Here is a 26,602-nt window from a genome sequence, read left to right as displayed (position 1 = left end):
GCCTTTTTACTGCCTATACGAATCAAAACTCAACGCGGCTCGTCATGCAGCCCTTTAACAATGCCGTAAACCCCCACCAAAAGCACAAAAGAAAACGGCAGTCCCGTTGCAACAACCATTGCCTGTAGTGCAGCCAACCCACCACCCAGTAACAAGGCGATAGCAATCAGGCCTTCAATAGAGGCCCAGAAAACTCGCTGCGTTGTTGGAGAATTGATTTTTCCGCCAGCAGTAATCGCATCAATAACCAGCGATCCAGAATCCGACGAGGTAATGAAAAACACGACCACCAGCATAATACCCAGCACAGAAGTCACCAGGGTTAACGGCAGCTGCTCTAACATCACAAACAATTTGAGTTCAAGCGCAGCGTCTTGCACCGCGGTATAACCATTGATCACCTGATCGATAGCCGTGCCACCAAAGGTAGTAAACCAAATCACACATACCAGTGTCGGCACTACCAATACAGCTATCAAAAACTCACGCACGGTACGACCACGACTAACCCGAGCGATGAACATACCAACAAAGGGCGACCAGCTGATCCACCATGCCCAGAAGAATGCACTCCAGCCTTGGCTGTAGTTAAGATCTTCCCGGCCAAATGGGTTGGAAAGCGCCGGCAGATACATGAAGTAATTCTTCAAGTTCTCAAAAAAGCCGGTAACGATGATGAGGGTTGGCCCCGCAATAATGACAAACATTAACAACAAAAACGCCAGCAGCATATTCAGCTCAGAAAGACGCTTAACGCCAGCATCCAGCCCCACCACTACAGACACTAACGCAACCCCCGTGATGCCCAAAATCAGGAATACTTTAGTCACGTTGCCATCAGAAATACCGAACAGATAATTCAGGCCCGCTGTTGCTTGCTCAGCGCCAAAACCCAGCGATGTCGACAAGCCAAACAACGTGGCAAAAACCGCCAGAATGTCCACCAGGTGGCCAGGCCATCCCCAGATCCGTTCACCAAGAACCGGATACAGAATAGAGCGCATCGTCAGCGGCAAGCCTTTATTAAAAGAAAACAGCGCCAGCGCCAATGCCACCACCGCATATATCGCCCATGCAGTCGCTGCCCAGTGAACCAACGCTGCCGACATTCCCAACTTAGCCGCCCCAAGCATATCGCCTTCAGCACCACCCAACGGGGCCCAGTCAGTACGCAACCCATCTTCACCGACTTGTACGCCGCCCAAGGCGGAGGAAAAGTGCGACATCGGCTCGGCCACACCATAAAACATCAGGCCAATTCCCATGCCTGCGGCAAACAGCATGGCGAGCCAGCTGATATATGAATGGTCAGGCTTGGCATCAACACCACCTAGCCGCACCCTGCCATAAGGCGACAAGATCAAGCCAAGACACACCACAACGAATACATTGGAAGTCAGAATGAAAAACCAGCTGAGGTTGCCCGTGAGCCAGCTATTCACTGCCGTAAATATGGGGCCGATATCGTTTTGTAATGACAGCGTTAATATCACAAACAAAACAATCACAACGGCTGAAATGCTGAATACTTTACTATGAATATCCAGGCTAACTGTAAAGCTACCTTTGAAATTATCTTGCCCAACTTGGTAGTCGGTATCAATCAGTCCAGAATCTCCGGAAGGTGACGGTATGCCTTCCTCCATGAGCCTTTTGTCCGGATGATCCGGTGAAGCCTCTTGTTTATCTTGTGTCATGTTTTTCCCTGTACGGTGCTAGCACCGAGTCTATCCAACGGACCCTGCCAGACCACTTATCGTGATGATTCCGTTCCTGACAGGCCGTGCTCAAGCGGCTATTATCCAGCCTTGCGGCAGTACTATTATGACACAGCACGCCATGAAGACTATTTTCATCAACGTGGCGCTACCCTCCTAAGCAGACTAAACACACCTCATACGCTGAAAGCCTTCACCTGAAAATTACACACAACTTACCCGCAAGCAAGCCATCAAAAGAACCTGTGCCCTGATAATTTCTGCGGCGACTGACCTGCCACTTAGTCAGTATTTACAAGAAGATAACCCCAGCTTTTTAAAATCTGGCAACCCTAAGCTACCAATTAAGGCTGTCATGCCACGGCGGGGTTTCGTAGAATCTTTACGATGATCGTACTCAACAGGATAACGGGATAACGCAATGGGTAGGGCCTTTCAGAACCGCAAGGAATCCATGGCCAAAACGGCCGACGCAAAAACCAAGGTATACAGCAAGTACGGCCGTGAGATTTATGTGGTCGCCAAACAAGGGGGTACTGACCCTAATGGCAACCTCTCGCTACGCGGGTTGATAGAGCGCGCCAAAAAAGACCAAGTGCCCAGCCATGTCATCGAAAAGGCCCTGGAAAAAGCCAGCGGTGTCGGTGGTGAAGACTACTCTGTCGCTCGTTATGAGGGGTTCGGGCCAGGCAATGCCATGGTGATTGTAGACTGCCTAACCGACAACCCGAACCGTACGTTTGGTGATGTACGTGCCTGTTTTAACAAGGCCAAGGGCAAAATCGGCACCCCAGGCAGTGTCAGCCACATGTTTGATCACTGCGCGATTTTGTCTTTCGCTGGCGATGCCGAAGAGGCGACCCTTGAGGCGCTGATGGATGCCGATGTTGATGTCACCGACATCGAATGCGAAAACGGCCAGCTTACGGTATTTGCCCCGCACACCGAATACGCCAAAGCCAAGCAAGCGTTAATTGACGCCTTCGGTGACACTGACTTCAGCGTAGATGAAATTCAGTTTTTACCGCAGAACACCACGCCAGTAGAGGGTGATGACGTTGCCCTGTTTGAAAAATTGCTAGATACCCTCAACGACTTGGATGACGTACAAAATGTTTTCCATAGCGCTGAGCTGCCCAGTTCATAGCAAACACGGCCATTGAATGGTCACAAAAAAGCCAACGGCCACCTATTGAGGGCAACCGTTGGCTTGAGCAGGACCCCATCATTACGACAGTAATCAGGTCAGATCAACACGCTCAAAACGCGCTAACAACTCATCGTTTGCATTATACAACTCAAGCTGGCTGACCAGCACACGGTAGGAGGCAACCTCATTGAGCGCAGCAAGGAAACGCTGCTCAAGTGCCATGCTTGCACTATCACACGCCATCATAGTGGTCGCCAACGGCCCCAGTTCCAGCTGGTTTTCACTGGTCTTAAAGCCACCCATTAAACGGTTGCACCCCGCCGCACCACTAACTCGATTATCTTCACTGTGCAGCACAATATGCGCTTCGCTTTGGCTTACTTGCACATCAACACGCTCACCACCCAACTGTATTAACTTCCAGTAGCTGTTTTCCAGTGGTTCACTTAGAAAAGGCTCAATACGCTGTAACGTATAGTTCATCTGCGAATTGATCGGCTGCCCCTGCATATCTAGCTGCTCAATGGTATCGGCGCTGATTACCCGCCACTTATTGGGACTATCATCAATGCCTTCTAACGTCAGAGTACTGGTCTTGTCATTCAGTGACCACTGACCCTGCTTGTGCAGACGGGCCTGTTCCCCAGCACCCAAATACACCATTTCCAAGGTATAGCGCTTATCGTCAAACAACGCCAAGTGATAGCGAATACCTTCGCAATCTGCACAGGGCAGTTCACCGCGATAGGCTGCTGGCAATTTACCCAACACCGTATTTGCGCCTGCGCCCGCAACCTGAGAATCACTGCCACTCTTATCAACGGTCGAACAGGCTGCCAATACAGCAGCTGCTAGCACTAGCAGCGCAACATTGAACCATTTTTTCATGGGACATCATTCCTTATTTAGCCAATAGAAAACCAAGCCCTTTGACCCGCCCGCACCCAAAGGTTCCTTTACTTATTGAATCATGCACTTAACCATACTAATGAACAACATGCCCGACTAACCCAGCCCACCACTCGCCAAGCTTATTGCAATAATTAACATCAGCATGCCAATAGCCGCGTCAATAAAACGCCATACTGTCGGCCGCGAAAGCCAAGGCGATAAGGCCGCACCTCCCCAGGCCAACAAACTAAACCACAGTAACGATGCACTAACCGCACCACCCAGAAACCCAGAGGCATTCGTCTGCTGCGCGCCAACAGCGGGTATCAACACCAAGGTATCAAGATATACCTGAGGGTTTAGCACAGTGACCGCCAACGTTGTTAGCAGCACACTGGCTATGCTGTCGCTACGTTGAGCCGACATCTCAAGCCCATGGCACCCTGTGACTGCTCGATACAGCGCCTGTCCAGCAAGCCAAGCAAGAAACGCCACGCCCACCCAGCGCAGAACCTCCATCACCTGAGGTGCTGCTATCAACAAAGCGCCTACCCCTAGCATACCGGCAGTAATCAACAGGGCATCCGTACTCATACACATCCCTGCCGCCCACCAGTGATGCTCACGACGCACCGCACGCCCCAGCACATAAGCATTCTGTGCACCAATAGCCACAATGATGCTTCCACTCATCAGCAACCCTGTCAGATAACTTTCCAGCATGTTCGACCTCCCCTTGATTTCAGGCCATGCTAGCGATCAATTGCTATACTTAAAATTCATTCTGCTGATTCTGCATTAGATTAACTAATACCTTAAGCAGCGGGGCTGGCACATAAACTATGTTGAATTACAAACTACTAGAGGCGCTGGCCGCCGTGATCGAATGCGATGGCTTTGAACGCGCTGGAGACGCTCTGGGGGTATCACAGTCTGCGGTTTCCCAACGCATCAAAGCCCTAGAGATTCGCTTAGGTCAGCCGGTGCTGGTACGCACGCCCGCACTGGCCCCCACGCCCGCGGGGCGGCGTCTGCTCAACCATTACCAGCAGGTACGCCTGCTGGAGCGCGATCTAACCACCGCACTACCCACACTTGAAAGCGGAGCGCCACGCCTGCGCATCGCACTTAATGCCGACAGCTTAGCGACATGGTGGGCCAGTGCCATAGCAGAGTTTTGCACCCAGCAAGGCGTATTACTGGACCTGGTTATAGAAGACCAAGCGGTCGGGCTTAAACGGCTGCGCGAAGGCGATGTAGCAGCGTGCTTGTGCGATAGCGACCAGCCCATCGCTGGGGCTCGCTGCATCAACATCGGCCATATGGCGTACTCACCTTACGCCACGCCCGCCTATGCTGCCCGCTACTTCCACGACGGCTTGAACGATCAAGCATTTCGACACGCACCCGCCATTGTTTACGGCCCCCATGACCGACTACAGCACCGCTTTCTCGAACGCTGTGGCTACCAGGGCCCCTTTCCCTACCACCTATGCCCATCATCCGAGGGGTTTGTGCAGCTGACACTCAATAGTGTGGGTTACGGCATGATGCCGTGCTGCCAGGTAACACAGCAGCTGGCCTCTGGGCAGCTGATTAGCTTGAGTGAAGAACCGCTATCGATACCGCTCTACTGGCACTTCTGGCGTCATAGCGGCGAGCTTATCAACCACTTAACAAAGCACCTGCAGCAAGTCACCATTGCCTGATATAGCAAAAGAATACGCGTGACGTAACGCCGCATTGCTGCAGCGCAACATATCGCGATATACTGCCCAAACACCTGTCAGCGACCTAGCGTAAGGTGAAAGATAAGCTGATGTCGTTAACCGGTGGCTGATCAAACGGATTTTCTCATAAAGGAGAGCCATATGAGCACGGACGAACGGGTTCACGACTATTGGGCGCAATTAGCCGACTGGCAACGCGCGGCTTCTGACGCTATCCAAGAATGGCTGGAATAACCAGCTCAGCAAGCATAAGCCGACCATCAAGGGTCGGCTTTTTTATCTGATCAATATATTATCGATTTCCAGCAGCTTTTTTTACTCTGACGACAAGTCTCTGTCATACATTAATTAATGTCTAAAACATACTATAAATAAACACTTACGTGAACAACATTCATAATAAATAAAAACAAGAGCTCACAAGAACCTCAAACGAACCCCCCTCAGCATTCCAAAAACTATTAAACCAGCATGACTTTCTACAATATGATTGAATAAAACCAGCGAACAGACACTCATTCCTACAGGCAAAAACCTGCGCTTTTATGAAACACCCTTCCAGCCCTAACTCAATGGTTAGACTGGGCTACTACAGGTTCCCCCTGAAGCCTGGGGCGGCGTCTCCAAGTGCTCAACAATCCACTCAACAAACCCCTTTACCTTTGCCATATCAGCCTTGCATTCCGGATACGCGAGATAATAAGCATCGCGGCTAGTCGACGAAAACGACCAGGGTATCATCAGCTGACCAGCCAACAATTCTTCCTCAGCAAGAAAGCGAGGCACCAAGGCCACGCCACATCCAGCCCGAGCAGCCCGCAACGCCATGTAAAATGTATCAAAACGGGGGCCGTGGTAACTGTATTCCGTGTAGGCACCTTGCGCCTCAAACCAAAGATGCCAAGCATCAGGCCGTGTCGCACTCTGCAAAAGCACCAACTGAGTCAGCTCAAGCGCATGTGTAATTCCCCCCTCAGGAACAATAGATGGTGCACAAACCGCCACCATTTCTTCATCAAGGAGCTTAAGACACTCAGCTTTCGGCCAAGCCCCATGGCCAAAGAAAAATGCGACATCCACGCGCTCCTTTTCGAGATCGAATGGCTCAACACGATTAGCAATATTCAGATAAACATTGGGGTGACGAAAACGGTAACCATTGATCCGCGGAATCAGCCAGCGAGCCCCAAATGTTGGCAATGTCGTCACGTTAAGCACCTCGCTTTGACCACCGTAGGACTGCATATAGCGAGTCGACATCTCGACTTTGGCCAGAATATTGCGCACCTCCGTGAGGTACAACGACCCCTCTGGCGTGACCTGTAAACGCTTTCGCACACGGCGAAACAGCGGATGCTGCAGCACCGTTTCAAGTTGGGCCACCTGCTTGCTGACAGCACTCTGAGTCAAGCTCAACTCAACCGCAGCTCGGGTAAAACTGAGATGCCTAGCAGATGCCTCGAAGCATTGCATGGCAGTCAACGTTGGAAGATGTGGGCGTGTCATTAGTTTCTCACTGTGCGATAAAAAATGGCCTTCATCTTAAAGGCCGCTTGATGAACGTCAACCTACATAAAAATACAAAGAACACCAAAAGCATAAAAGCCAGCCCCCCTCTAACACTCAAAAAGCTACCACTAAAAAACAGAGGTAGCCTTTATCACTAAAAACAACTAGAAAAAATTAAAAAAAGAACAAAAAATCAATTTTCAGGAAAATATTTTTGGTATATTTCATCATAAGTTCCATTTTCCTTAAGCTCTAAAAGAGCCGCATTGAACTGCTCTGCAAGTTCCTCGTCACGCTGCCGAAATGCAATACCAAACCCTTCACCAAAATACCTCTCTGGCTCATTGACCAGCTCTCCAACGATCCTGTAACCATCGCTGTTCTCCAGAAGCGTGGCTACACCGGCAGGGTGATCAAGAAATATCAGGTCTACCCGACCTGTTTTAATATCCATGATCATATCTGTAGTGGTTGAGTAGCGATTGACATCTGCTACCATTCCGAACTGATCTGTTACGTAGCTATCCTGAAGCGTTCCGCGCTGAACGCCTATTGTCTTTCCCTCAAGGTTATCTTTACTAACCTTTTCCATTTCCAGCGTGTCAGCACCAAACCAGGCCGAATAGGGCTTGATATAGGGGTCAGAAAACAGAACTTTCTTTCGACGTGAATCATTGATTGTCATCGAAGACATGATGGCATCATACTTACGAGAAGTAAGGCCAGGTATAATGCCGCTCCACTCCTGCTCAACCCACTCGCAGCTTCTGTTGATCTGCTCACAGAGAGCATTGCCAAGCTCAATATCAAACCCCGTCAGTTCACCGCTCGGCAACCGAAACTCCATTGGAGCCGTAGGTACATCTACACCAAAGCGTAAGGTTTCACTACTAGTTACCGTCGCTGAAAAACCCATAATTGCAACGGCCGCCAGAGAAGGAATTATTTTTTTCATTTGTTAAGCTCCTGGTCTTTTTTCCTGAATAGCGTTTCCAAAGAACATCATTTTACGTCGACTTTTCCTGACCTCCCTTAACTGGGGGTTGAAGCGTGATTCCAGCTTACGAATTATATATAGAAGAACTAACGTAATCACCAGATATAGGACAGCCGCAAAAGTAAAAGCACTAAACGGCGCATAAAATCGAGAATAAACAAACTGCGCAGCACCAGTAATATCCATTATCGTTACCGTGCTGGCAATGGCACTCGCGTGAAGTGTGAGTATTACCTCATTACCATAGGACGGCAAAGCCCGGCGAAAAGCACTAGGAAAAATAATACGCCGATAAAGCAGAAATGTATTCATTCCATACGCCCTGGCTGCCTCAACCTCTCCTCTTGGTGTGTTAGCAATCGCCCCATGAAATATTTCAGTGGTATAAGCTACAGTATTAAGTGTAAAGGCAACCAGTGCTGGCAAAAACGGATCCTTTACCAGTGGCCACATCCAACTATCTTTCACGTCATCAATGAATACCACACCATAATACATAAGATACAGCTGAATAATAAGCGGTGTGCCGCGGAATATATAGGTGTAAATTTTAACAGGAACCCTGATAAAGCTGTTGCTTGATGCTCTCGCAAAAGATAATGGTAGCGAAATAATAAAGCCAAAAAGCAATGACAGCGAAACAAGTTTTAATGTCGCTTTTACTCCAACCCAATAAACCTCTAGTGTGGCAGGTGTGAAAATATCACGATTCATCAACCAGACTGTCACTTCTACTGGCAATAGATCAGTCATTAGCTGCTCCCACATACCCAGCGTGATATTTTAGCCTTAGGCGCTTGAAAATCCACTCAGAAAAACTTGTCAGAATAAGATAAACAGCACCCACAAAAAGCATGAAGGTAAAGGGTTCAAAAGTTGCCTTCGATGCCTGTGTTGCCACCCTGACCATATCTGAAAGACCAATAATGGATACCAGTGCCGTAGTTTTCAGCAATACCTGCCAGTTATTTGAAAGCCCAGGGAGGGCATGGCTCATCATCAAGGGGAACTTCACACGGCGAAATATAAGGCTGCGACTCATTCCACACGCGGCTGCAGCTTCTACTTGCCCCTTTTCAACTGACTGTATGGCACCGCGGAACGTTTCCCCCATATAGGCGCCAAATATCAGCCCTATTGTCAGCACTCCGGCAACAAAGGGATTGATATTAATAAAAAAGTCTACGCCGAACCTGGCATACACCGCGTCGGAGAGACTGTTCACCAGAGTCTGACCACCAAAGAAAAACAGCATCATCAACACCAAGTCTGGCACACCACGGATCAGTGTTGTATACAGGGTAGCCAACAGGTGTAGCATCCGATTACCGGACAGCTTGGCACTCGCAGTCATCAAGCCGAACAGAACTGCAATCACCAATGAGAGCACGGCAAGCTCGATAGTAACCAGTGCGCCTTCAAACAGCCGCATTCCGTAACCATGAAGATTCAGCACAGTGCACCTCGCTCAACGCGTTGACAGAAACTGACGCAAGCGCGCCGATGATGGATGCCCGAATATCTGGCTGGGTGTTCCCACTTCCTCCACTTTTCCCTGATTCAAATACATGATCTTGGTCGACACATCTTCAGCAAACTGCATCTCATGGGTGACCAGTATCATGGTGCGCCCTTCTTCCTTGAGGCTTCGTATTACTCTGAGAACATCACCCACCAATTCCGGATCCAGAGCTGAAGTAGGCTCATCGAAAAGCATGACATCAGGATTCATTGCCAGGGCTCGAGCGATAGCCCCGCGCTGTTGCTGCCCACCAGAGAGCTGCGAAGGATAATGCTCGGAACGCTCAGCAAGCCCCACCCTTTCAAGTAACGAATGCGCATGCTCGTAAGCCTTGGATTTCGAAACACCCAGCACATGGATAGGAGCTTCAACAATGTTTTCCAATAACGTCATGTGCGCCCACAGATTGAAGTTCTGAAAAACCATGGCAACGCGGGAGCGCATCCACTGAACGTGCCTGTCGTTCTCAGGAGCTCGGCCGTGACGTGTATTTTTGAATCCGATTTTCTGGCCGTGCACTTCCAGTTCGCCACCATCAGGCTGTTCTAGGAGGTTAAGACATCGCAGAAAAGTGCTTTTCCCCGACCCTGAAGAACCAATCAGAGTAATGATATCGCCACGATTGGCCGTCAGACTGATCCCTTTAAGTACTGGAGTATTTCCAAAATTTTTTTCGATTTTAGTGGCTTTAAGTAATGTCTCGGACTCTACACTATCTCTGCTTTCACTGGCTAACGATTTGTTCGCAACACCTAGTGTTTCAATTATTTTTATCATGATTATATTGCCCCAAGGATTAATAACAGTACTTTAAGAAACTTAGCTCCAAAAGGCGTAAGAATATCTCCATGTCCTGAGACTGTATTACAAGAGGGGGCTTGATCTTGAGTACGTTGTCATCTACCCCATCAGTTGAAAGCAGTACACCGTTAAGCCGCAGATAGTGACAAATATCTTTTGCTGTTTGACTATCCGGCTCGAGGCTCAGTCCTTTTATAATTTCAACACCAACAAACAATCCACTACCACGTACCTGGCCCACTTTCGGAAAGCGTGTTGCCAATAATTCAAGTTGCTGTTTCAGCTCTTCACCCAGGTTTTGCGCATGCTTTTGAAGATTATTGGTCTGAACCTCTTCAAGCACTGCCAGCGCAATGGCGCAGGACACAGGGTTTCCTGAAAAGGTGTTGAAGTATTCCATTCCAGTCCGGAACGATTCGGCGATAGCACGAGTTGTCACCACCGCAGCGATGGGATGACCGTTACCGATTGGTTTACCAAGAGTGACAATATCTGGCTGCACGGCATACTGTTCGAAAGCCCAGAAACTTGAGCCCGCACGACCAAACCCCACCTGAACTTCATCGGCAATGTACAGCGTGCCTGCCTTTTGAAGGTGGCGAGTCAGCCCTTCAATATAGTGGGCAGGCCAGATCCATTGGCCACCTACACCAGCAAAGCTTTCAACATATAAAGCGGCTGGCTGCTCTCGGGCATCACCCAGTGTTTGTAACGCATCTGCCAGATACCGTTCAGCAGCATCGTTGCCGCGATAGCGCCCGCGGTAGGTGTCGGGGAAGGGTAACTTGATCACGTGTTCCGGCGTCCCTTTCCCACCAGCACCGTCATGTTTGTACGGGCTGATATCAATCAGACTTGACAGGTGTCCATGGTAAGCATGCTCCAGCACTGCCAGGTCGTGCCGCTTGGTATATTGGCGTGCAAGACGCATCGCCAGATCATTGGCCTCACTGCCGGAGTTAACCAGAAACACAACCTCTAGGTGGTCTGGCAATGTTCCTAACAGCCGCTCGGAGTACGCCACAATAGTGTCGTGCAGATAGCGAGTATTGGTATTCAACTTGGCCATTTGCTGCGCACCTGCTTCCACAACACGTGGATTAGCATGCCCTACGTGGCAAACATTATTGACCATATCGAGATAGCGCCGCCCATCCTCAGCAACCAGATAAGCCATATCGCCAGATACAATCTTAAGCGGATGGAGATAGGCATGACTCAAGGTTGGGGATAACAGCTGTTGACGGGCGTGTATCAAGGTTGAAACGTCATTACGGCGGCCATAGATCGTCCCGACACCGAATATCAGCACTGGGTCAATATAGGCAGCAGCCATCGCTGGCCAGTCGCGGGCATCAACCCAACGTTTTTGACGCATGCTGCTCTTATTGACGCCGCCCCACAGGCAGGTCAGAGCAATTTTCTGCCCGCCCTCAAGTAAAAGCCGGATGCCCTGTGCATCGTGTTCGACATCGGGCAGGGGCTGATCAGGCACCATCCGATGCACCATCAAACACAGATCACCAAGCCGGCTGTCATGCAGCTCGAAAGTAAAACCGTCGGCGAACTGCTCCAACTGCGTAACACAGACATTAATGTGCAGTACAACATCTTGTTGTGCGAGAAAGCTTTCACCTGCGCAGACTTGGTCTTCGGCTTCTGATAGCAATTTAGAGAAGGAGCCATCAGACGTGAGAGCGGCCGGACCCACTTTCTCACCTGAGCTGCTCTCTATCTGCACCAACCCCTGCTTGGCCAGCCTTACTTGCCGCTCAGCCAGAGAAACATGCCCCTCATCGGGATAGCAGGCTGCGATCAGCTCATCTGTCAGCAGCTCTAGGCCAAAGGCGGTAAAAGCCCGCCACTGACGCATGATCTGCTCCTGAGAGATGGCAACGTAAGGGTCATCATCCCTCTGGGTGCGTGCTTGCAGATAGTTAAGCCGACTCATGATGATACGTAGCATTACAAAGCGTGGCAGACACTCAATCTCGGCTGTCGTCAACGACCTGACCTGTTGATAGCCCAAAGTCAGCTGCTTGAGTGCTTCAAGTCGGTCAGCAGCCCCATCAGTCAGGTATACTGCAGCCACAGCAAGCTCGACCACTGCAAAGCTCTGACAGGTGTCTCCGAAATCAATCAGGCCACTTGGAAACTCTGACGTAAGAGATAGCAGAAACAAATTATAGTCATTGGCATCGTTATGTATGAGCTGGTGAGAAAGCTGACTCTCCCGCGCACTAATGAAATCTATGCACTCCACCATAGACTCGCGTAACTCATACGGCAGACCATCCAGTTCGGCATGCTCGACTAGCTGAGTGTAGGAGGAAAGGTCCCAGTCGTGGGTATAGCTTTCGGGCCAACCAAGAACCTCTGCGTCGAGTTGTTCCAGTGCACGATCAAGTAATCCCAGGTTTTCTCCTGCGGTATACAGCTGGGCATAAGAAGGTGCCAAGCCCTCGGCCCATAGCGTCCCTTCCAGATAGCTCAGCAGACGCAGCCGCCAGACTTTGCCATCCAACGTCAATCCAATACTGGCCTGGCCATCCCGGGTGCGCAGATGGCGTGGCAGTTCAAACCCCGTATCTCCGGCACTTTCCAGGGCAACCATGAGAGCAACTTCAGCTTCGGTAATAGGCGCCCGGCTAAGCTTGACAAGAAAACGGGCACCGTCAGCCAGATCGAGACGAAAGTTCTGATCTGCATAGCCGTCCAGACGCTCAAGCTTGCCTTTCATACCATATGCTTGATGTATCGTGTCGAGAAGGTACTGTTCCAAAACCGTCGGAGAGTGGCTCACCTGTAACATCATGTCTTCTCATTATCGTTGTAATGGCTTGTTTCACCTCTGATGGCCTTTCAGCAGATTAGCCATCAGAGGCGCACCTAATCTAGCTTTAATCGAATTTGATCCCCTGTGCCAGCGGCAGTTCGTCAGAGTAGTTCACGGTGTTGGTCTGGCGACGCATGTAGCTCTTCCATACGTCGGAGCCTGACTCACGGCCACCACCGGTCTCTTTTTCGCCACCGAAGGCACCGCCAATCTCTGCACCGCTGGGGCCAATATTGACGTTGGCGATGCCGCAGTCGCTGCCCATGTCAGAGGTGAAGGTTTCAGCTTCACGCACGTCGGTTGTGAAAATGCACGAGGAGAGTCCTTGGGGTACGTCGTTGTGCAGATGCATGGCTTCGCCAAACTCGCTATAGCCCATGACGTAAAGGATAGGAACAAAGGTCTCGTGCTTGACCAGCTCACTCTGTTCATCAACCTCAACAATGGCCGGCGCGACGTAGTAGCCATCCTTTGCGTCAGCGACCTGCTGGCGCTCGCCGCCAAATACCTTACTTCCTTCTTTACGCGCCTTGTCCAAGGCATCCTGCATCTGGTCAAAGGCTTGGCGGTCAATGAGGGGGCCAACCAGGTTACCTTCCAGGGGATTGCCGATGGAGATACCTGCGTAGGCTTTCTTGAGACGTTTCAGCACTTCTTCTTTCACAGACTCATGAACGATCAGGCGGCGTAGCGTCGTGCAGCGCTGACCGGCAGTACCTACTGCAGAGAACAGAATCGCACGCACAGCCATGTCTAGGTCAGCACTAGGCGCCAGGATCATCGCGTTATTACCGCCTAGCTCCAGGATACTGCGCCCGAAGCGGGCTGCAACCCGTGGTCCCACGTCGCGCCCCATGCGCGTGCTGCCCGTAGCGCTGACAAGGGGCAAGCGCGGATCATCGGACATACACTCACCGATGGCGCGGTCGCCGATGACTACTTGACTGAGATGCTCAGGTGCATCGTCACCGAACTCCGTCATGGCGCGCTCCAGCAGTGCCTGGCAAGCTAGGGCTGTGAGTGGTGTTTTTTCGGATGGCTTCCAGATCAGGCTATTGCCGCAGACCAGTGCAAGGGCGGCGTTCCAGGCCCAGGGCGCGACCGGGAAGTTGAACGCAGTAATCAAGCCGACCGGGCCCAGCGGATGCCAGGTTTCACGCATGTGATGGCCGGGGCGCTCTGAAGCGATGGTCAGACCGAATAGCTGCCGCGACTGGCCAACCGCCAGGTCGCAGATATCAATCATTTCCTGTACCTCGCCAATCCCCTCGGGCAAGATCTTGCCGCACTCATGGCTGACCAGAGCGCCAAGGTCTTCTCGGTGGAGGCGCAATTGTTCGCCAAATAGACGTACCAGTTCGCCACGCCTAGGAGCTGGAACCTGGCGCCACAGCTTAAACGCCTGTTCGGCTTTGATTATACGGGTGTCGACTGCACTGGCGCTTTCCAAAACAACCTTGCCGATCACCTGCCCATTAATCGGAGAGGTAATCTCCAGATCACCCTGCTGATATTGCTCAGTGGTAACACCGAGGCGCTGCATAATGGCGTTGATCATTCTTTCCTCCTATTAAATAGGCTTAGTTTTTAACAATGAAGTTATTTGCAGTATCGCTAGAAAATTCAGCTCACCTCAAACGATGTTTAATACACTGATCATTCCTTTTTTTCGTATTCGGTCAGTCTAGACTCCACCTTGTTTGCAGTTTAATCATTTGATCAATACACTTTCTGCTCTTTGTCCATACGCGCTCGGGTTTCTGAGCGCCTTAGCCAGCGGGCGGTCAATCCATGCCTTTTTCTTCCTACTGCGTTCTGCACTACTTACCAAGCAGGCGTACTCTACGCATCAACGCTGTGCTGCTCTGTGTACTCTTGCTCAGCGGCTGCTCATCTGAGCCGGAGGGCACGACTCAGGCACCCAAGGTCGTGGATACTTACCTCATCAATGACCAGCCATCTGCCGCCATAACGCAGCTATCTGGGCGTGTGGCTGCCGCTGAAAAAACGACGTTGAGCTTTGAAGTGCCGGGCAAGATAGAAACACTTGATATCGATGTGGGCGAAGCCTTTATTGCCGGCGAGCCTTTAGTACAGCTTGATAAACAGCGTTATCGGCTGGTGCTGGGTCAGCGTGAGGCTCAACAACGTGAAGCAGCAGCGGCATTAACCGAGAAACGACAAGACTATCAGCGCCATACCACGCTGGCCGAGAAAGGCTACGTCAGCCAAGCGCGCCTAGACACAGTAAAAGCCGCCCTAGACAGCGCTCGTTCACGCCAGCAATCAGCAGCAGCAGCTCTTGAGCTGGCACGCCGAGACCTCAACTTAACCACACTCACCGCCCCATATGATGGCTCAGTCAGCCAACGGCTTGCTGAACCCTCTGAACGTGTTAGCGCTAACCAACCGGTACTCGAAATCATCTCAGACCGCCAAGGCTTCGATGTGGAAGGCTCGGTGCCCGAAACCTTGGTCGATTTATTAACGACAGGCTCACGCCACACCGTCACGTTACCCGCTCTGAGCGATGCTGAGTACGACGCAACACTGCGCCACCTAGGTAGCCAACCACGCTCTTCCAACGACTATCCACTAATCCTCCACTTGGCCAACCCGCCCAAGGGAATACGCTCCGGCATGACGGCAGAAATTCAGCTAACCATGCTCGATACCGGCCATCCCCGTGGTGTGCAATTGCCCATGACCGCTTTGGTCTACGACGAAAATAAACGCCATCATGTACTCAAGGTGACGGATGCCATGACGCTTGAGGCGGTGCCGGTGGAGGTGATAACGCTGGGCGAGAAACAGGTAGAAGTCAGCGGCGAGCTAGCCTCTGGCGAGCGTATTGTGGCCAGGGGAACAGAATTTGTGCGCCCGGGGCAAACCGTCAGCTTGCTCGGCCAAGGGCCAAAGCGCTTTAACTGAGGCTCATCATGAACTTAAGCCAAGCAGCTTTCCGGTATCGTCCCGTGCTTTTTCTAGCCACTGTCATGGCTATGCTGTTCGGGTTATGGAGCTACTTCACGCTACCCGCCCGGGAAGATCCATCCATCACAATCCGCGAAGCGGTGGTAACGACTGAGTTCCCCGGCCTACCTGCCGAGCAGGTCGAAGAAAATATTACTAAGCCTCTAGAGCAGAGCATTCGCCATGTCGGTGAGATCAAGCGCATTCGCTCAACGTCAATGCGCGGGCGCTCAATCATCCACGTCGAAATTCAAGACCACTATTTTGACCTGGCACAAATATGGGACGACGTTAATCAGCGCATTCTGGCAGCCAAACAATCTCTGCCTGAAGGTACCCGAGAACCTCACTTCAATAACCAGTTCGGTGATGTGGCCGTCGTGACTGCGGCACTGACCGCAGATGACTTCAGCCATGCCGAGCAATTGGAAATGGCCGAGCACGCACGCACACTGCTTTACGGCATTGAAGGCACCAAACGTGTTGAGTTGATCGGAGTACAGGAACAGCGCGTATTCATCGATGTTGACGAGTCACGACTGGCCGAACTGGGCCTGTCACCATCAAGCCTTCGCGAACAGATTCAACAACGCAATATCTATTCACCCGCTGGCGTACTTCAAGCCGATAACCAACGGCTGGCGCTTGAAGTCAGCGGTGAGCTACAAAGCCTTGATGCTTTGGCCAATATGGAAATTCAGCTGCCGGAAGGTAGTACCTTGCGCCTACGCGACGTTGGCGAAATACATAGCGGCTATGAAGACCCTGCCAGTCGACGCGCCTACTTCAATGGTCAACCGGCCATTGTGCTGGCCATCTCGATGTTAGAGGGCGTCAGTGTGATGGACTACGGCCACCTTGTGCGGCAACGCCTCGACGACATCAGCCAAACACTGCCTGCAGGTTACCGCTTAGACATCATGACCTTCCAGCCCGAGCAGGTTGCTAATGCCGTGTATGGCGTCACTTCCAGTGTTATCCAAACACTGGCCATTGTGCTGGGCGTCGTCATCTTATTTCTTGGCGTGCGCACCGGGCTAATCGTTGGCTCAATTATTCCTACTGTGATGCTAGTCACACTCGGCGTTATGGGTCTGGTGGATATCACACTGCAGCGCGCTAGCCTGGCCACACTGGTCATTGCGCTGGGGTTGCTAGTAGATAACGCTATTGTGGTGGCTGAGGATTTCAAAACCCGCTTGTCGATGGGCCGCACCCGCGACCAGGCACTCCAGGAAACCGGCCACGAACTGGCACTACCGCTGTTGTCATCCACACTCACTACCATCCTGGTGTTTCTGCCATTGCTGCTGGCAGATCATGTATCTGGCGAATACACCCGCTCGATCTCAATTGTTATCGCCATCACTCTGCTTAGCTCCTGGTTTCTGTCGCTCACGCTAACACCAGCGCTGTGTCACCGCTTTCTCAAACAACCTATACGCAGCACTCAAGAGCCAGAAACTGATGAGACTCGCGACAATCTGTCTGATCGAGTATTTCGCAAACTGGCAAATCGCTATGCTCACACGCTCAGGGCGCTACTCCGGCACAGGGCGCTGTTTCTGGGAATGATGGTTCTTACCCTGGTTGCTGGCGTTATCATGATGCAACACGTGCCGATGAAGTTCTTTCCCGACTCCGACCGCAGCCAGGTGCTGGTCACTATCGACTTCCCTTCGGATATCGCCGCCAATCAGACAGACCAGCGCATGCAAGCACTCAGCAAGGCGTTGCTTGAAGACCCTGGCCTGCATAACGACCTAACCAGTATCGCCGCTTATGCGGGCTTCGGCGGCCCGCGCTTTGTGCTTTCACTCACGCCCATCGACCCCTCGCCCAATAAAGGCTTTATGGTGTTGAGCGTGGCCGATGCCAAGCGTGTTGACGCAGTCCTTGAGGCGACACGAGCGCTACTTGCCGAGCGCCACCCCGATATTTTCCCTCAAGTAACGCGGATGTTTCTTGGCCCGTCAGACAGCACCTTGCTACAGGTTCAGGTCAAAGGGCCAGACCGCGACGTGCTATATAACGCCTCGCGCCAGATTGAAGACGTGCTAGGCGCTGTTGATGGCGCACGAGATATTCGCCAGAGCTGGGAGGCTCGCATTCCGTCACTAAGCATTGAGATAAATCAAGCCAGCGCACGTGCAGCGGGGCTAACATCAAAAGATATTGCACGCTCGCTGGCGGGCGCTATCGACGGTTACCACATGAGTCAGTTTCGTGAAGGCGATAAAACTATCCCTATCATGATGCGCTATGCCGATTCTGATCGCACCAATGTTGAGCGCTTAAAGTCACTGACCGTTTATCCACTAGGCAACCCCGGTGCAGGCGTTCCTTTGGCGCAAGTTGCCAATGTCGAGCTAGCCAGCGGCTTCTATCGCATCGACCGCGAAGATATGGTGCGCACGCTAACGGTATCTGGGCGCAACCGTTACCTCACCGCTGAAGACATGGTGGCAAAAATCAGCCCTGAGCTAGACGCGTTAGAACAACAGTTGCCAACCGGTCACTGGATCGAATTTGACGGTGTCGTCAAAGAGTCTGCCGAGGGCCAGGCTGCCCTGCAAGCCAACCTACCGCTCTGTATCGGGCTCATCTTCGTGCTGCTGGTCGCCCAGTTCAATTCCTACAAACGCCCGCTGTTGATCGTTGCAACTATTCCACTGGTCATTGTCGGCGTCGCAGTGGGGCTGCTGATAGCTGGCGCGGATTTTGGCTTCACCGTGTTATTGGGCATCTACAGCTTAGCCGGTATCATTATCAATAACGCTATTGTGCTAATCGACCGTATTGATATTGAGCGCAGAGAAACACCAGGCAACGATCTTGATGCCATCATTCGTGCTTGCTCGCGTCGTTTGCGACCGATTCTGATGTCGGCTATTACCACGGTGCTCGGCTTCATGCCGTTGATTATCGGCCACGACCCAATGTTTTATGGCATGGCCGCAGCGATGGCTGGCGGCCTGGCAATAGGCACTATCATGAGCCTTGGTGTGGTTCCGGTGCTCTATAGCCTGTTCTTCTCTATCAGCACTCGCCAGCACAAACCACAGGTTCAGCCCTCATGACCCATTCCCAAAGTACGCGCCAGCGGCTAATAGATGCCGCTATCGACTTGTTTGGTGAACAAGGCTTTAAAGGCACCACGACGCGCGAATTAGCTGAAGCCGCTAATGCAAATATTGGCTCTATCGCTTATTACTTCGGTAACAAACATGGGCTCTATCTCGCCTCCACACACTATATTGCCGATGCGTTACGTCAACGCCTCGGGCTACCTTCAGATAACACCACAAGCACTGAGGTACCGACAGATGCCCACCATGCTCGTCAAATACTGCAAAAACGCCTCAAACAAATGGTACGTATTGTCACCGAAGACCAGGAATGTCGCCGCTGGATGCTATTAATCGTCCGCGAGCAGGTTCAACCTAGCGAAGCCTTCGATATTTTATATGACAGGGCATTTGGCTATATCCAGCAGGGCATCAGCGCCCTGATTGCCCGCATTACTGGACTACCCCAGAAAAGCCATCACGTCATCGTGGAAACTCATACTCTGGTGGGTCAGGTGCTTTTTCTGCTAGTAGGCCGCGAAGTGCTGTTGCGCCGCTTAGGGCTAACACATTTCAACGACGACGCCCTCGCCAACATCGATGCCATTATCACAGGCCACATAAACCAACTTGGGGCAGCCAACACCTGACCCCCTCCTCCAGCTCCAGTGCCAATTCGCCACGTCGAAATTAAACGCGCTAAACAGCCACTACTCGCTCCACGGCGAACTGCTACCATGCAGTCAAGCCACCTCTCGTTAGGAGACCGCCATGACCGCTCTACCGCAGCTCGCCTTACTCAGCGCCCTAACGCTCCTTTCGGGTTGTGCGACACTATCAGAGGGCCAGTGTCGTACTATGAGCTGGGAGCAGCTCGGGCGCATGGATGGCCGCGAAGGCTACCCCGCGGCACGCCTCTTTGAACATCAAAAAGCCTGTGCCGAGTATGGCGTCAGCATTAGCCAAAACGAATATTCCCAAGGGCGCGAAGTCGGCTTATTAGACTACTGCACGCCCCACAACGGCTATCAACAGGGTCTCAAGGGGGCGCGCTATCACAACGTGTGCCCAGCCAGGCTCGAAGCAGAGTTTCTTGCTCGCTACCGCGATGGATTGGTCGTACATGATGCCGAAAGCGAGCTTAAGCGGCGAGAGACGCACATCGACCGCCTCGAACGCCAGCTCGACAGCGACAAGCTGGATGACAAAGAGCGTAAGCGACTCAATCACGAGCTGCGCAACCTGTACCGCGATTATCGCCACCAACAGCACGAACTGATTCGCTTAGAGCAGCGTTATTCAATGCCAGCACAAAGGTAGCGTGATTAGCCGTCGTCTCAACTTGGCACCTTCACCAGCCGGAACAGGTAGAATAGGGAAAAACATGCCTTGTGCTACCTGCAGCTTGCAATTAATCAAAAGGTTAGCGACCCGCATAAGCCACAAGAAGACACGCAAATAAAGGAGTGCATAGCATGGTCGACGTCAGGGTCACCCGAACAGCACTTGTACCCGATCCCCTTCGCGTCAGCCGCTACTGCAAGGCCCCTGAGCTTGGCCCCAGGTTGCTATTTTTCAGTGGTGGCACCGCACTTGATCAAGTCGCCAGCCGTTTGCAACATTACAGCCATAACACCATTCACCTGGTGACTCCGTTTGATTCCGGTGGCAGCTCCGCCAAGCTGCGCCAAGCCTTCGACATGCCCGCTATTGGCGATTTGCGCAATCGTTTAATGGCTCTGGCCGACGATACGGTACTGGGCCACCCTGAGGTCTATCAGCTATTCAATCATCGCCTGCCACCCAACGCATCTGCCGAGTCGCTGCATGACACCTTGATTGAGCTAGCCACTGGCCGTCACTCACTGACCACGGCGATCAATGACCCCATGCGCCAGCTGATCTGTAACCAACTGGGCTTTTTCATAAAACAGATGCCCCCAGGTTTTGACCTGCGCGGTGCCAGTATCGGCAACCTGATACTGGCCGGTGGCTATCTGAATAACCACCAGCAATTGGACCCCATCATCTTTCTGTTTTCAAAGCTGGTACACGTGCGGGGCATCGTGCGCCCTACCGTCAGTGAAAACTATCACCTAAGCGCAGTGCTTGATGATGGTAGTCAGGTACTGGGCCAGCATCGAATCACCGGTAAAGAAGTTGCACCACTGGCAAGCGGCGTCGCACACGTCGGGCTTTCAGCACAATGCGATGCCTGGGTGCCAGTGAGTGCCAGCCTCAGCGACAAGAGCCTACGCTTGATCGAGTCTGCTGAACTGATCTGTTACCCTCCGGGAAGCTTTCACACCAGCGTCATGGCTAACCTGCTACCTCGTGGTGTCGGCTGCGCAGTTCGCGATAATTACTGCCCGAAAGTCTATATTCCTAACCCCTGCCCTGACCCAGAGCAAATTGGGCGAACCCAGCAGCAGCTGATCACCACCCTGCTGGCGACATTACGCTACGATGCAGGCAACGAATGCCCCAATCAGGCACTATTGGGCTACATTCTGGTTGATCGCACCAATGGCAACTACCCTGGCGGCATTGATGACAAAGCCATTGAAGCACTAGGTATTCAGCTAATTGACACGCCGCTTATCACCTCAAAAAGTGCGCCCTACTATGACCCTGACTTACTGATCACTGCGTTAATGTCGCTGGTCTGACACGCCAGTCCCCCTCCCACTCTGACAAGGAGCCACCTGATGTCACAGAAAATTTACTGCACCGCCAGCTTCAAACCCAAAACCGGTAAAGAAGACGCTCTATTCCGCGCCCTGCAAGCGCTGGAGCCCAACGCGCATCGTGAAGATGCCTGCTTGATGTATACGGTAACTCGTCATATTGACAACCCCTTTGCCCAAGGCAATAGCTACCCGATTGTCTTTCATGAAATCTGGGCAAACCGGCCTGCTTTTGAAGCCCACTGCCAACGTCGTGAAATCCGTGAGTTTTTTGCCGCCCACTTGGAAAACCCTAATGGCTATATCGAAGATGCCAATGTCTGCGTTTATACCGACGAACCCGTAGACTACGACGCACCCGCGCTGTGAAAATGCCGGTCTCCGTACATTGTCATCATACGTTGTCATTATTGAGGTTTGTCACTACTCATGAAAATCGTGTTTCGCTACTTCTTCCGCGGCCTGCGCTTGGTGCTAGCCCCGGTCATGATTGTTTCCGAGAAGCTGTCTACGCCAAAGCCTGCGGTAGAGCGCTCAGCTGAAGAACAGGCAAAAATTGATGATGCCTGTAAAGCGCTGTCACTTTATCAATTCCGCACCTGCCCGTTCTGTATCAAGGTGCGCAAGGAAATGGCTCGTTTAGGGCTGAATATCGAACTACGCGATACTCAGAAAAACCCGCAGCACCGTCAGGCGCTGATGGAAGGAGGGGGTAGAGTCAAAGTGCCTTGTCTACGCATCGATCACGATGACCGTGTTGAGTGGCTGTATGAGTCCAGCGACATCAACGACTGGCTGAATAAGCAGTTCGGACCATAACGCTCACACTATCTATCATCGTGTCGTATCACAAACAGGCAGGCGCCGTTGTAAAAGCGCCTGCCTGTTTTACATCATACGTCTTCGCGCTGTTCGATACCTTGCAGGTGCCAAGGTGCGTTATCACGCATCTCGCGAATTAAATGCCAAACCTCACTAAACGCATTTTGTTCACCATTTTCATCAATAATGCCATGAAAACGCACTGAGGCTTCGGTTTGCCCCACGTATTCACGCACGTCAGCCAACTCTGCCTCCAAGCGTACAATTTCGGTGCGGTTGTTCGCCGGATGCTCAGCACGCTCGGCTTTCAGTGTGTTGTAAAGCGTAGGCGTCACATAATCCTGAATGCCTGCGAAATCGTTATTGTCCCAAGCCCGCTGTAACGTCATAAAATGCTGCTTGGCATCGTTGAGAAAGCGCTGCTCGTCAAACCAAGCTGGATGCGCCGCTGTAGCGCTACCGCTAGCCGAAGCCCCCCCGGCAACATCGCTGCCATTCTGAAATGCCTGAGGCTTACCCGTCATCTCGTCACGGTCACTGTGAGCATCAGGGCCACTGGCCATCGCCGCACGACGACGTGATGCCAAAAGCCGCATTAGCAGAAAAATCGCGCCTCCGATCAATAAAATATCAAGCATGCGCAGATCATCGAAGGCACCACCAAAGAACAACGACGCCAACAAACCACCGGCTAGCAAGCCTGCCAGTGGGCCAGCAAAACGTGACAACCCTGCCGACGGCTTACGCTGCCCCTGAGCGGCGCTATTAGTCGTGGCCGTATTGCTTTGTGGGCTGGCCGAACGAGAGTAGCCGCCCATGCTTTTGCCCCCCCCCATACGACGAGCTTCAGCGTTATCAATGGCGGCCCCAAACCCTAGCGTGGCAACCATCAGCATGATAAAAAAGTGACGCATTGACGTTCTCCGTCGTTGATTTCACGATGCTTTGTAAAACAGCGTTGAGCGCCTTACCGATCCTGCTCGGCACGGCAAAACACTAGCTTATCACCAGACGACTCGCTGGCCGAGAAACGATAGCCGGCCACATCAAACTCACTAAGCGCCTCGGGGCTGTTGATGCGCTCTCGAATGATCCAGCCAGCCATCAGCCCACGGGCTTTCTTGGCATAAAAACTGATGATTTTATACTGACCATTCTTTTCGTCTTTAAAAACCGGGGTCAGTATTCTGGCGTCAAGGCGCTTGGTATCCACTGCCTTGAAGTACTCATTGGAGGCAAGGTTCACCAAAACATTGCTACCACTGTCTGCAATAGCACTGGCAAGCGCGCTTACCAGCTCATTTTTCCAGTAGGCATACAGGTCTTCTCCCCGAGGATTAGCCACCTTGGTACCCATTTCCAAACGGTACGGTTGAATCAGGTCCAGTGGGCGCAGCAGGCCATAAAGCCCTGACAGAATCCTTAAGTGCGACTGAGCATAATTATTTTCGTCATCATCAAACCGTTCAGCCTCAAGGCCAACATAAACATCACCCTGAAAAGCCTGGGCTGCCGGCTTCGCGTTCTCTGCAGTAAATGGGCGCTGCCAGTCGGCAAAGCGGGCAGCATTTAATCCAGCAATACGGTCACTCACCTTCATCAACTCACTGAGCTGCTGTGGTGAATACTCTCGCATAACCTCGATCAACTCTTGGCTGCAGTCGAGAAAGTCAGGCTGGGTCGCTTTGGGCGTGCTGGCTGGAGTGTCGAAATCCAGCTTCTTGGCCGGCGAAATCACGCTCAGCATGGGGTACTCCTATGTCCACAAAAACTGCCACTAAGTGTATCAGGAGCGGAGAGAAATAAACGGGTTATGCACGACACTTCTCGCATGGTATCCAGCGCGCCTAACGCTGACAAATCCACAACGCTTGAGTCGACTGCTGTCCAGGCGTATGCTTGCGCTCCCTTGCCTTGGAGAGCGTTCAAGGCACCATAATTCTCCCATGATGCGGCGTGGGCACAGGGGTATCGTGCCAAGCGTTGCAACGACTTACAGGACGCAGGGTTGTTAGCCATGCAGCAAGCATCCTCACTGTTTACCCGCCTTGAATATCGCCTGGCCGACCAGCTGTTTCACACCCGCTGGCTGCCACGCTCTCCGCGGGTTCATAAAATCACCATGCACCTTTATCAGCGCTGTGCGGATGCCGGACATCCCGACGCACAATCCGTGTATGGTCATATGTTGTTTCATCGCGGTAACACGCCACAGGATAAGGCGCGTGGCGCGCTCTATGTCATGGAGGCAGCGCAACGTGGCGACGCCAAAGCTCAATATCAGGCAGGTTTAATTCATGAGTACGGCACAGCACAATACCCTCAGCGCAACGACCATGCCGTCACTTGGTATGCACGCGCGGGAGAATCAGGCCATGTGCTGGCCGCTATGCGCTTGGCTAAAGCGTACCGCAAAGGCGACCTAGGGTTGGAAAAAGACGCTGAGCGCATGTTTTATTGGCAGCAGCTGGCAGATAGCCTGAGTGCCGATGCTGATGAAAATGACGCCACCGTACAGCACTAAGATGACCAACGACTCATGACGCGGCAATAAGCTCGGCTTGAGCCGCACCAGCAAGGATCCACTCATGACGCTACCGATACTGCTGGATATCGAGGCTTCTGGATTTGGACGCGGCAGCTACCCCATAGAGGTTGGCTTGGCCCGCGCTGATACCAGCTGCTGTGCGTTTCTGGTGCAGCCCCTTGACGAGTGGGTCCACTGGGATCCCAAAGCGGAGTTACTGCATGGGCTATCGCGTGCGCGCCTTGAACGCGAAGGCTACCCAGTACGCCAAGTCGCGCACTGGCTCAACGACGAACTGGGCGAGGTCGGCATTGCTTATAGCGACAGCTGGGGCTATGACAACACTTGGCTATCGCTACTGTTTCATCATGCCGGTATGCTGCCGAATTTCCGTTTAGAAGCCCTGCGCAAACTGCTTAGTGAAGCTCAGGTCGAATGCTGGACCACCACCAAAGAAGAGGTCATTTTGGCGAATGACATCCAGCGCCATCGTGCCGGTGATGACGCTCACTTACTCCAGCTGACCTATTTGCGCACGCTAGAGCTCACCAATAATTCAGCCAACAGCTGACAATATTCAGCTCCCGCTTTTGGGCTGATCATCTGACTTCACTTCGTAATCCCCCTCCAGGAACTCCGTAGCGCCCTGGCTGCGTGTTGAGTCGTGGTCAGTATATGTATATGAGCCAGAGCCAATATCTTGAGCATTATCGGCACGCATTTGCTCCATGCGCTTCTTCATGCGATGACGAACAAATGGCATCATGGCCCAGCCAATCAGCAGAAAAAACAGCCCAATGATGGTGCCAATAATCATCATTACGCCAAATGCCAACCAAGTGAGCAACAGCCGCAAGCCGCTCGCCCGCTGATTGGGTCGAGCTTGACGTGCACGCTCCTGCCATTGGCGAGCAGCCTGCCAAGCGGCATTTTGATTGGGGTCACGGGATGGGTCCATATAACTCTCCTGACGAACGCTCTGCTAACGGAATTTTTTGACGAGAGCGGCAAGATACCGCCCCTTCATACAACGAGAGAACGATGAAATGTCTACTCTCTTTGAAAGCATGGCTCACAAATCGTTCAGCGAAATTTACGCCCATCAACCACGAGCTGTGGCACCATGCTGGCACTCACCCTTGCACTTACTGGTTACATATCATGCCACTCAACCCCCAAAGGCATACCGTCATGCCTGATAACGGTCGCCGTCGAGGTGCCAGCCCACGAAGAGAGCAGCGGTCCACGCCCCCATCACGCGTAGGGTTATGGTTCGATCGCTGGCTCGACAGACTCGTTATAGTCGCGGTCTCCATCGCTCTGCTGACCGGTATTTTAGCACTAGCTCTGCACTTGTATTACTGAACATAC

Annotated in this window: 24 protein-coding genes; 11 read left to right on the top strand and 13 right to left on the bottom strand. The window is 52.1% G+C overall.

What is annotated here, in order from left to right; all coding sequences use genetic code 11:
- Positions 1 to 29: 29 nt before the first annotated feature.
- The gene (locus H616_RS0112685) at positions 30 to 1,697 is read right to left on the bottom strand and encodes a BCCT family transporter (protein ID WP_027967696.1); all 1,668 of its coding nucleotides are present in this window, start codon (positions 1,695 to 1,697) and stop codon (positions 30 to 32) included.
- Positions 1,698 to 2,139: 442 nt separating this feature from the next.
- On the opposite strand from H616_RS0112685, the gene H616_RS0112680 reads away from it, so the two are divergent.
- A complete protein-coding gene (locus H616_RS0112680; protein ID WP_027967695.1) occupies positions 2,140 to 2,865 on the top strand; it encodes a YebC/PmpR family DNA-binding transcriptional regulator in 726 nt (241 codons plus the stop codon).
- 93 nt (positions 2,866 to 2,958) lie between these two features.
- Here H616_RS0112680 and H616_RS0112675 read toward each other — a convergent pair whose 3' ends face one another.
- Entirely contained in the window at positions 2,959 to 3,756 is a 798-nt protein-coding gene (locus H616_RS0112675) for an META domain-containing protein (protein ID WP_027967694.1), read from the bottom strand.
- A 117-nt stretch (positions 3,757 to 3,873) separates the two neighbouring features.
- On the bottom strand, positions 3,874 to 4,482 hold the full coding sequence (locus H616_RS0112670; protein WP_027967693.1) for a LysE/ArgO family amino acid transporter: 609 nt from the start codon (positions 4,480 to 4,482) through the stop codon (positions 3,874 to 3,876).
- A gap of 119 nt (positions 4,483 to 4,601) precedes the next feature.
- On the opposite strand from H616_RS0112670, the gene H616_RS0112665 reads away from it, so the two are divergent.
- Entirely contained in the window at positions 4,602 to 5,468 is an 867-nt protein-coding gene (locus tag H616_RS0112665; protein WP_027967692.1) for a LysR family transcriptional regulator ArgP, read from the top strand.
- A 597-nt stretch (positions 5,469 to 6,065) separates the two neighbouring features.
- On the opposite strand, the gene H616_RS15015 is transcribed toward H616_RS0112665, so the two are convergent.
- The 7 genes from H616_RS15015 to amaB all read right to left on the bottom strand — a co-directional run bounded on the left by H616_RS15015 (position 6,066) and on the right by amaB (position 14,712).
- Positions 6,066 to 6,995, bottom strand: coding sequence for a LysR family transcriptional regulator (locus H616_RS15015; protein ID WP_051234288.1), 930 nt, complete (start codon positions 6,993 to 6,995; stop codon positions 6,066 to 6,068).
- A gap of 196 nt (positions 6,996 to 7,191) precedes the next feature.
- Entirely contained in the window at positions 7,192 to 7,953 is a 762-nt protein-coding gene (locus tag H616_RS0112650; RefSeq protein WP_027967691.1) for a transporter substrate-binding domain-containing protein, read from the bottom strand.
- 3 nt (positions 7,954 to 7,956) lie between these two features.
- A complete protein-coding gene (locus tag H616_RS15010) occupies positions 7,957 to 8,748 on the bottom strand; it encodes an ABC transporter permease (protein WP_084155907.1) in 792 nt (263 codons plus the stop codon).
- Positions 8,741 to 9,451 (bottom strand): ABC transporter permease, encoded by a 711-nt coding sequence (locus H616_RS0112640; RefSeq protein ID WP_027967690.1) that lies wholly within the window; start codon positions 9,449 to 9,451, stop codon positions 8,741 to 8,743. Before H616_RS0112640 ends, H616_RS15010 begins: the two co-directional genes overlap by 8 nt.
- A 12-nt stretch (positions 9,452 to 9,463) precedes the next feature.
- Complete coding sequence (locus tag H616_RS0112635) at positions 9,464 to 10,294, bottom strand: ABC transporter ATP-binding protein (protein WP_084155905.1); 831 nt, start codon at positions 10,292 to 10,294, stop codon at positions 9,464 to 9,466.
- A gap of 19 nt (positions 10,295 to 10,313) precedes the next feature.
- Entirely contained in the window at positions 10,314 to 13,133 is a 2,820-nt protein-coding gene (locus H616_RS15290) for an aminotransferase class III-fold pyridoxal phosphate-dependent enzyme (protein ID WP_051234287.1), read from the bottom strand.
- Between the two features lie 85 nt (positions 13,134 to 13,218).
- Positions 13,219 to 14,712, bottom strand: coding sequence for an L-piperidine-6-carboxylate dehydrogenase (amaB, locus tag H616_RS0112625; RefSeq protein WP_027967688.1), 1,494 nt, complete (start codon positions 14,710 to 14,712; stop codon positions 13,219 to 13,221).
- A 233-nt stretch (positions 14,713 to 14,945) separates the two neighbouring features.
- Here amaB and H616_RS0112620 point away from each other — a divergent pair, with 233 nt between their 5' ends.
- The 7 genes from H616_RS0112620 to H616_RS0112590 all read left to right on the top strand — a co-directional run bounded on the left by H616_RS0112620 (position 14,946) and on the right by H616_RS0112590 (position 22,701).
- Positions 14,946 to 16,085 (top strand): efflux RND transporter periplasmic adaptor subunit, encoded by a 1,140-nt coding sequence (locus H616_RS0112620; protein ID WP_084155903.1) that lies wholly within the window; start codon positions 14,946 to 14,948, stop codon positions 16,083 to 16,085.
- Between the two features lie 8 nt (positions 16,086 to 16,093).
- Positions 16,094 to 19,207 carry an efflux RND transporter permease subunit gene (locus H616_RS0112615; RefSeq protein ID WP_027967686.1) on the top strand — a complete coding sequence of 1,038 codons (3,114 nt, stop codon included), beginning with the start codon at positions 16,094 to 16,096 and terminating at the stop codon, positions 19,205 to 19,207.
- Complete coding sequence (locus tag H616_RS15000; protein ID WP_035573201.1) at positions 19,204 to 19,845, top strand: CerR family C-terminal domain-containing protein; 642 nt, start codon at positions 19,204 to 19,206, stop codon at positions 19,843 to 19,845. Before H616_RS0112615 ends, H616_RS15000 begins: the two co-directional genes overlap by 4 nt.
- 121 nt (positions 19,846 to 19,966) lie before the next feature.
- Positions 19,967 to 20,515 carry a DUF2799 domain-containing protein gene (locus H616_RS14995; protein ID WP_051234286.1) on the top strand — a complete coding sequence of 183 codons (549 nt, stop codon included), beginning with the start codon at positions 19,967 to 19,969 and terminating at the stop codon, positions 20,513 to 20,515.
- A 155-nt stretch (positions 20,516 to 20,670) separates the two neighbouring features.
- Positions 20,671 to 21,864 (top strand): GAK system CofD-like protein, encoded by a 1,194-nt coding sequence (locus H616_RS0112600; protein ID WP_027967685.1) that lies wholly within the window; start codon positions 20,671 to 20,673, stop codon positions 21,862 to 21,864.
- Between the two features lie 39 nt (positions 21,865 to 21,903).
- Positions 21,904 to 22,251, top strand: a complete 348-nt coding sequence (locus tag H616_RS0112595) for a putative quinol monooxygenase (RefSeq protein WP_027967684.1) — start codon at positions 21,904 to 21,906, stop codon at positions 22,249 to 22,251.
- 60 nt (positions 22,252 to 22,311) lie between these two features.
- Positions 22,312 to 22,701 (top strand): glutaredoxin family protein, encoded by a 390-nt coding sequence (locus tag H616_RS0112590; protein WP_027967683.1) that lies wholly within the window; start codon positions 22,312 to 22,314, stop codon positions 22,699 to 22,701.
- Positions 22,702 to 22,775: 74 nt separating this feature from the next.
- Here H616_RS0112590 and H616_RS0112585 read toward each other — a convergent pair whose 3' ends face one another.
- Positions 22,776 to 23,618, bottom strand: coding sequence for a Tim44 domain-containing protein (locus H616_RS0112585; RefSeq protein WP_027967682.1), 843 nt, complete (start codon positions 23,616 to 23,618; stop codon positions 22,776 to 22,778).
- A 53-nt stretch (positions 23,619 to 23,671) separates the two neighbouring features.
- The gene (gene yaaA / locus H616_RS0112580; protein WP_027967681.1) at positions 23,672 to 24,451 is read right to left on the bottom strand and encodes a peroxide stress protein YaaA; all 780 of its coding nucleotides are present in this window, start codon (positions 24,449 to 24,451) and stop codon (positions 23,672 to 23,674) included.
- A gap of 270 nt (positions 24,452 to 24,721) precedes the next feature.
- Here yaaA and H616_RS0112575 point away from each other — a divergent pair, with 270 nt between their 5' ends.
- Together H616_RS0112575 and H616_RS0112570 are read left to right on the top strand one after the other, a co-directional pair.
- Entirely contained in the window at positions 24,722 to 25,228 is a 507-nt protein-coding gene (locus tag H616_RS0112575; RefSeq protein WP_027967680.1) for a tetratricopeptide repeat protein, read from the top strand.
- Between the two features lie 64 nt (positions 25,229 to 25,292).
- Positions 25,293 to 25,802 (top strand): hypothetical protein, encoded by a 510-nt coding sequence (locus H616_RS0112570; protein ID WP_027967679.1) that lies wholly within the window; start codon positions 25,293 to 25,295, stop codon positions 25,800 to 25,802.
- A gap of 6 nt (positions 25,803 to 25,808) precedes the next feature.
- On the opposite strand, the gene H616_RS0112565 is transcribed toward H616_RS0112570, so the two are convergent.
- Complete coding sequence (locus tag H616_RS0112565; protein WP_027967678.1) at positions 25,809 to 26,189, bottom strand: hypothetical protein; 381 nt, start codon at positions 26,187 to 26,189, stop codon at positions 25,809 to 25,811.
- Between the last annotated feature and the right edge of the window lie 413 nt (positions 26,190 to 26,602).

This window comes from Halomonas halocynthiae DSM 14573 (genome assembly GCF_000425725.1).
Taxonomy (GTDB): Bacteria; Pseudomonadota; Gammaproteobacteria; order Pseudomonadales; family Halomonadaceae; genus Halomonas; species Halomonas halocynthiae.
This window is presented reverse-complemented; position numbering and strand designations above follow the sequence as displayed.

Coding starts and splice junctions, on each gene's coding strand:
- H616_RS0112685 (WP_027967696.1), bottom strand. CDS start 1,697: ATGACACAAGATAAACAAGAGGCTTCACCGGATCATCCGGACAAAAGG.
- H616_RS0112680 (WP_027967695.1), top strand. CDS start 2,140: ATGGGTAGGGCCTTTCAGAACCGCAAGGAATCCATGGCCAAAACGGCC.
- H616_RS0112675 (WP_027967694.1), bottom strand. CDS start 3,756: ATGAAAAAATGGTTCAATGTTGCGCTGCTAGTGCTAGCAGCTGCTGTA.
- H616_RS0112670 (WP_027967693.1), bottom strand. CDS start 4,482: ATGCTGGAAAGTTATCTGACAGGGTTGCTGATGAGTGGAAGCATCATT.
- H616_RS0112665 (WP_027967692.1), top strand. CDS start 4,602: ATGTTGAATTACAAACTACTAGAGGCGCTGGCCGCCGTGATCGAATGC.
- H616_RS15015 (WP_051234288.1), bottom strand. CDS start 6,995: ATGACACGCCCACATCTTCCAACGTTGACTGCCATGCAATGCTTCGAG.
- H616_RS0112650 (WP_027967691.1), bottom strand. CDS start 7,953: ATGAAAAAAATAATTCCTTCTCTGGCGGCCGTTGCAATTATGGGTTTT.
- H616_RS15010 (WP_084155907.1), bottom strand. CDS start 8,748: ATGACTGATCTATTGCCAGTAGAAGTGACAGTCTGGTTGATGAATCGT.
- H616_RS0112635 (WP_084155905.1), bottom strand. CDS start 10,294: ATGATAAAAATAATTGAAACACTAGGTGTTGCGAACAAATCGTTAGCC.
- H616_RS15290 (WP_051234287.1), bottom strand. CDS start 13,133: ATGATGTTACAGGTGAGCCACTCTCCGACGGTTTTGGAACAGTACCTT.
- amaB (WP_027967688.1), bottom strand. CDS start 14,712: ATGATCAACGCCATTATGCAGCGCCTCGGTGTTACCACTGAGCAATAT.
- H616_RS0112620 (WP_084155903.1), top strand. CDS start 14,946: ATGCCTTTTTCTTCCTACTGCGTTCTGCACTACTTACCAAGCAGGCGT.
- H616_RS0112615 (WP_027967686.1), top strand. CDS start 16,094: ATGAACTTAAGCCAAGCAGCTTTCCGGTATCGTCCCGTGCTTTTTCTA.
- H616_RS15000 (WP_035573201.1), top strand. CDS start 19,204: ATGACCCATTCCCAAAGTACGCGCCAGCGGCTAATAGATGCCGCTATC.
- H616_RS14995 (WP_051234286.1), top strand. CDS start 19,967: ATGACCGCTCTACCGCAGCTCGCCTTACTCAGCGCCCTAACGCTCCTT.
- H616_RS0112600 (WP_027967685.1), top strand. CDS start 20,671: ATGGTCGACGTCAGGGTCACCCGAACAGCACTTGTACCCGATCCCCTT.
- H616_RS0112595 (WP_027967684.1), top strand. CDS start 21,904: ATGTCACAGAAAATTTACTGCACCGCCAGCTTCAAACCCAAAACCGGT.
- H616_RS0112590 (WP_027967683.1), top strand. CDS start 22,312: ATGAAAATCGTGTTTCGCTACTTCTTCCGCGGCCTGCGCTTGGTGCTA.
- H616_RS0112585 (WP_027967682.1), bottom strand. CDS start 23,618: ATGCGTCACTTTTTTATCATGCTGATGGTTGCCACGCTAGGGTTTGGG.
- yaaA (WP_027967681.1), bottom strand. CDS start 24,451: ATGCTGAGCGTGATTTCGCCGGCCAAGAAGCTGGATTTCGACACTCCA.
- H616_RS0112575 (WP_027967680.1), top strand. CDS start 24,722: ATGCAGCAAGCATCCTCACTGTTTACCCGCCTTGAATATCGCCTGGCC.
- H616_RS0112570 (WP_027967679.1), top strand. CDS start 25,293: ATGACGCTACCGATACTGCTGGATATCGAGGCTTCTGGATTTGGACGC.
- H616_RS0112565 (WP_027967678.1), bottom strand. CDS start 26,189: ATGGACCCATCCCGTGACCCCAATCAAAATGCCGCTTGGCAGGCTGCT.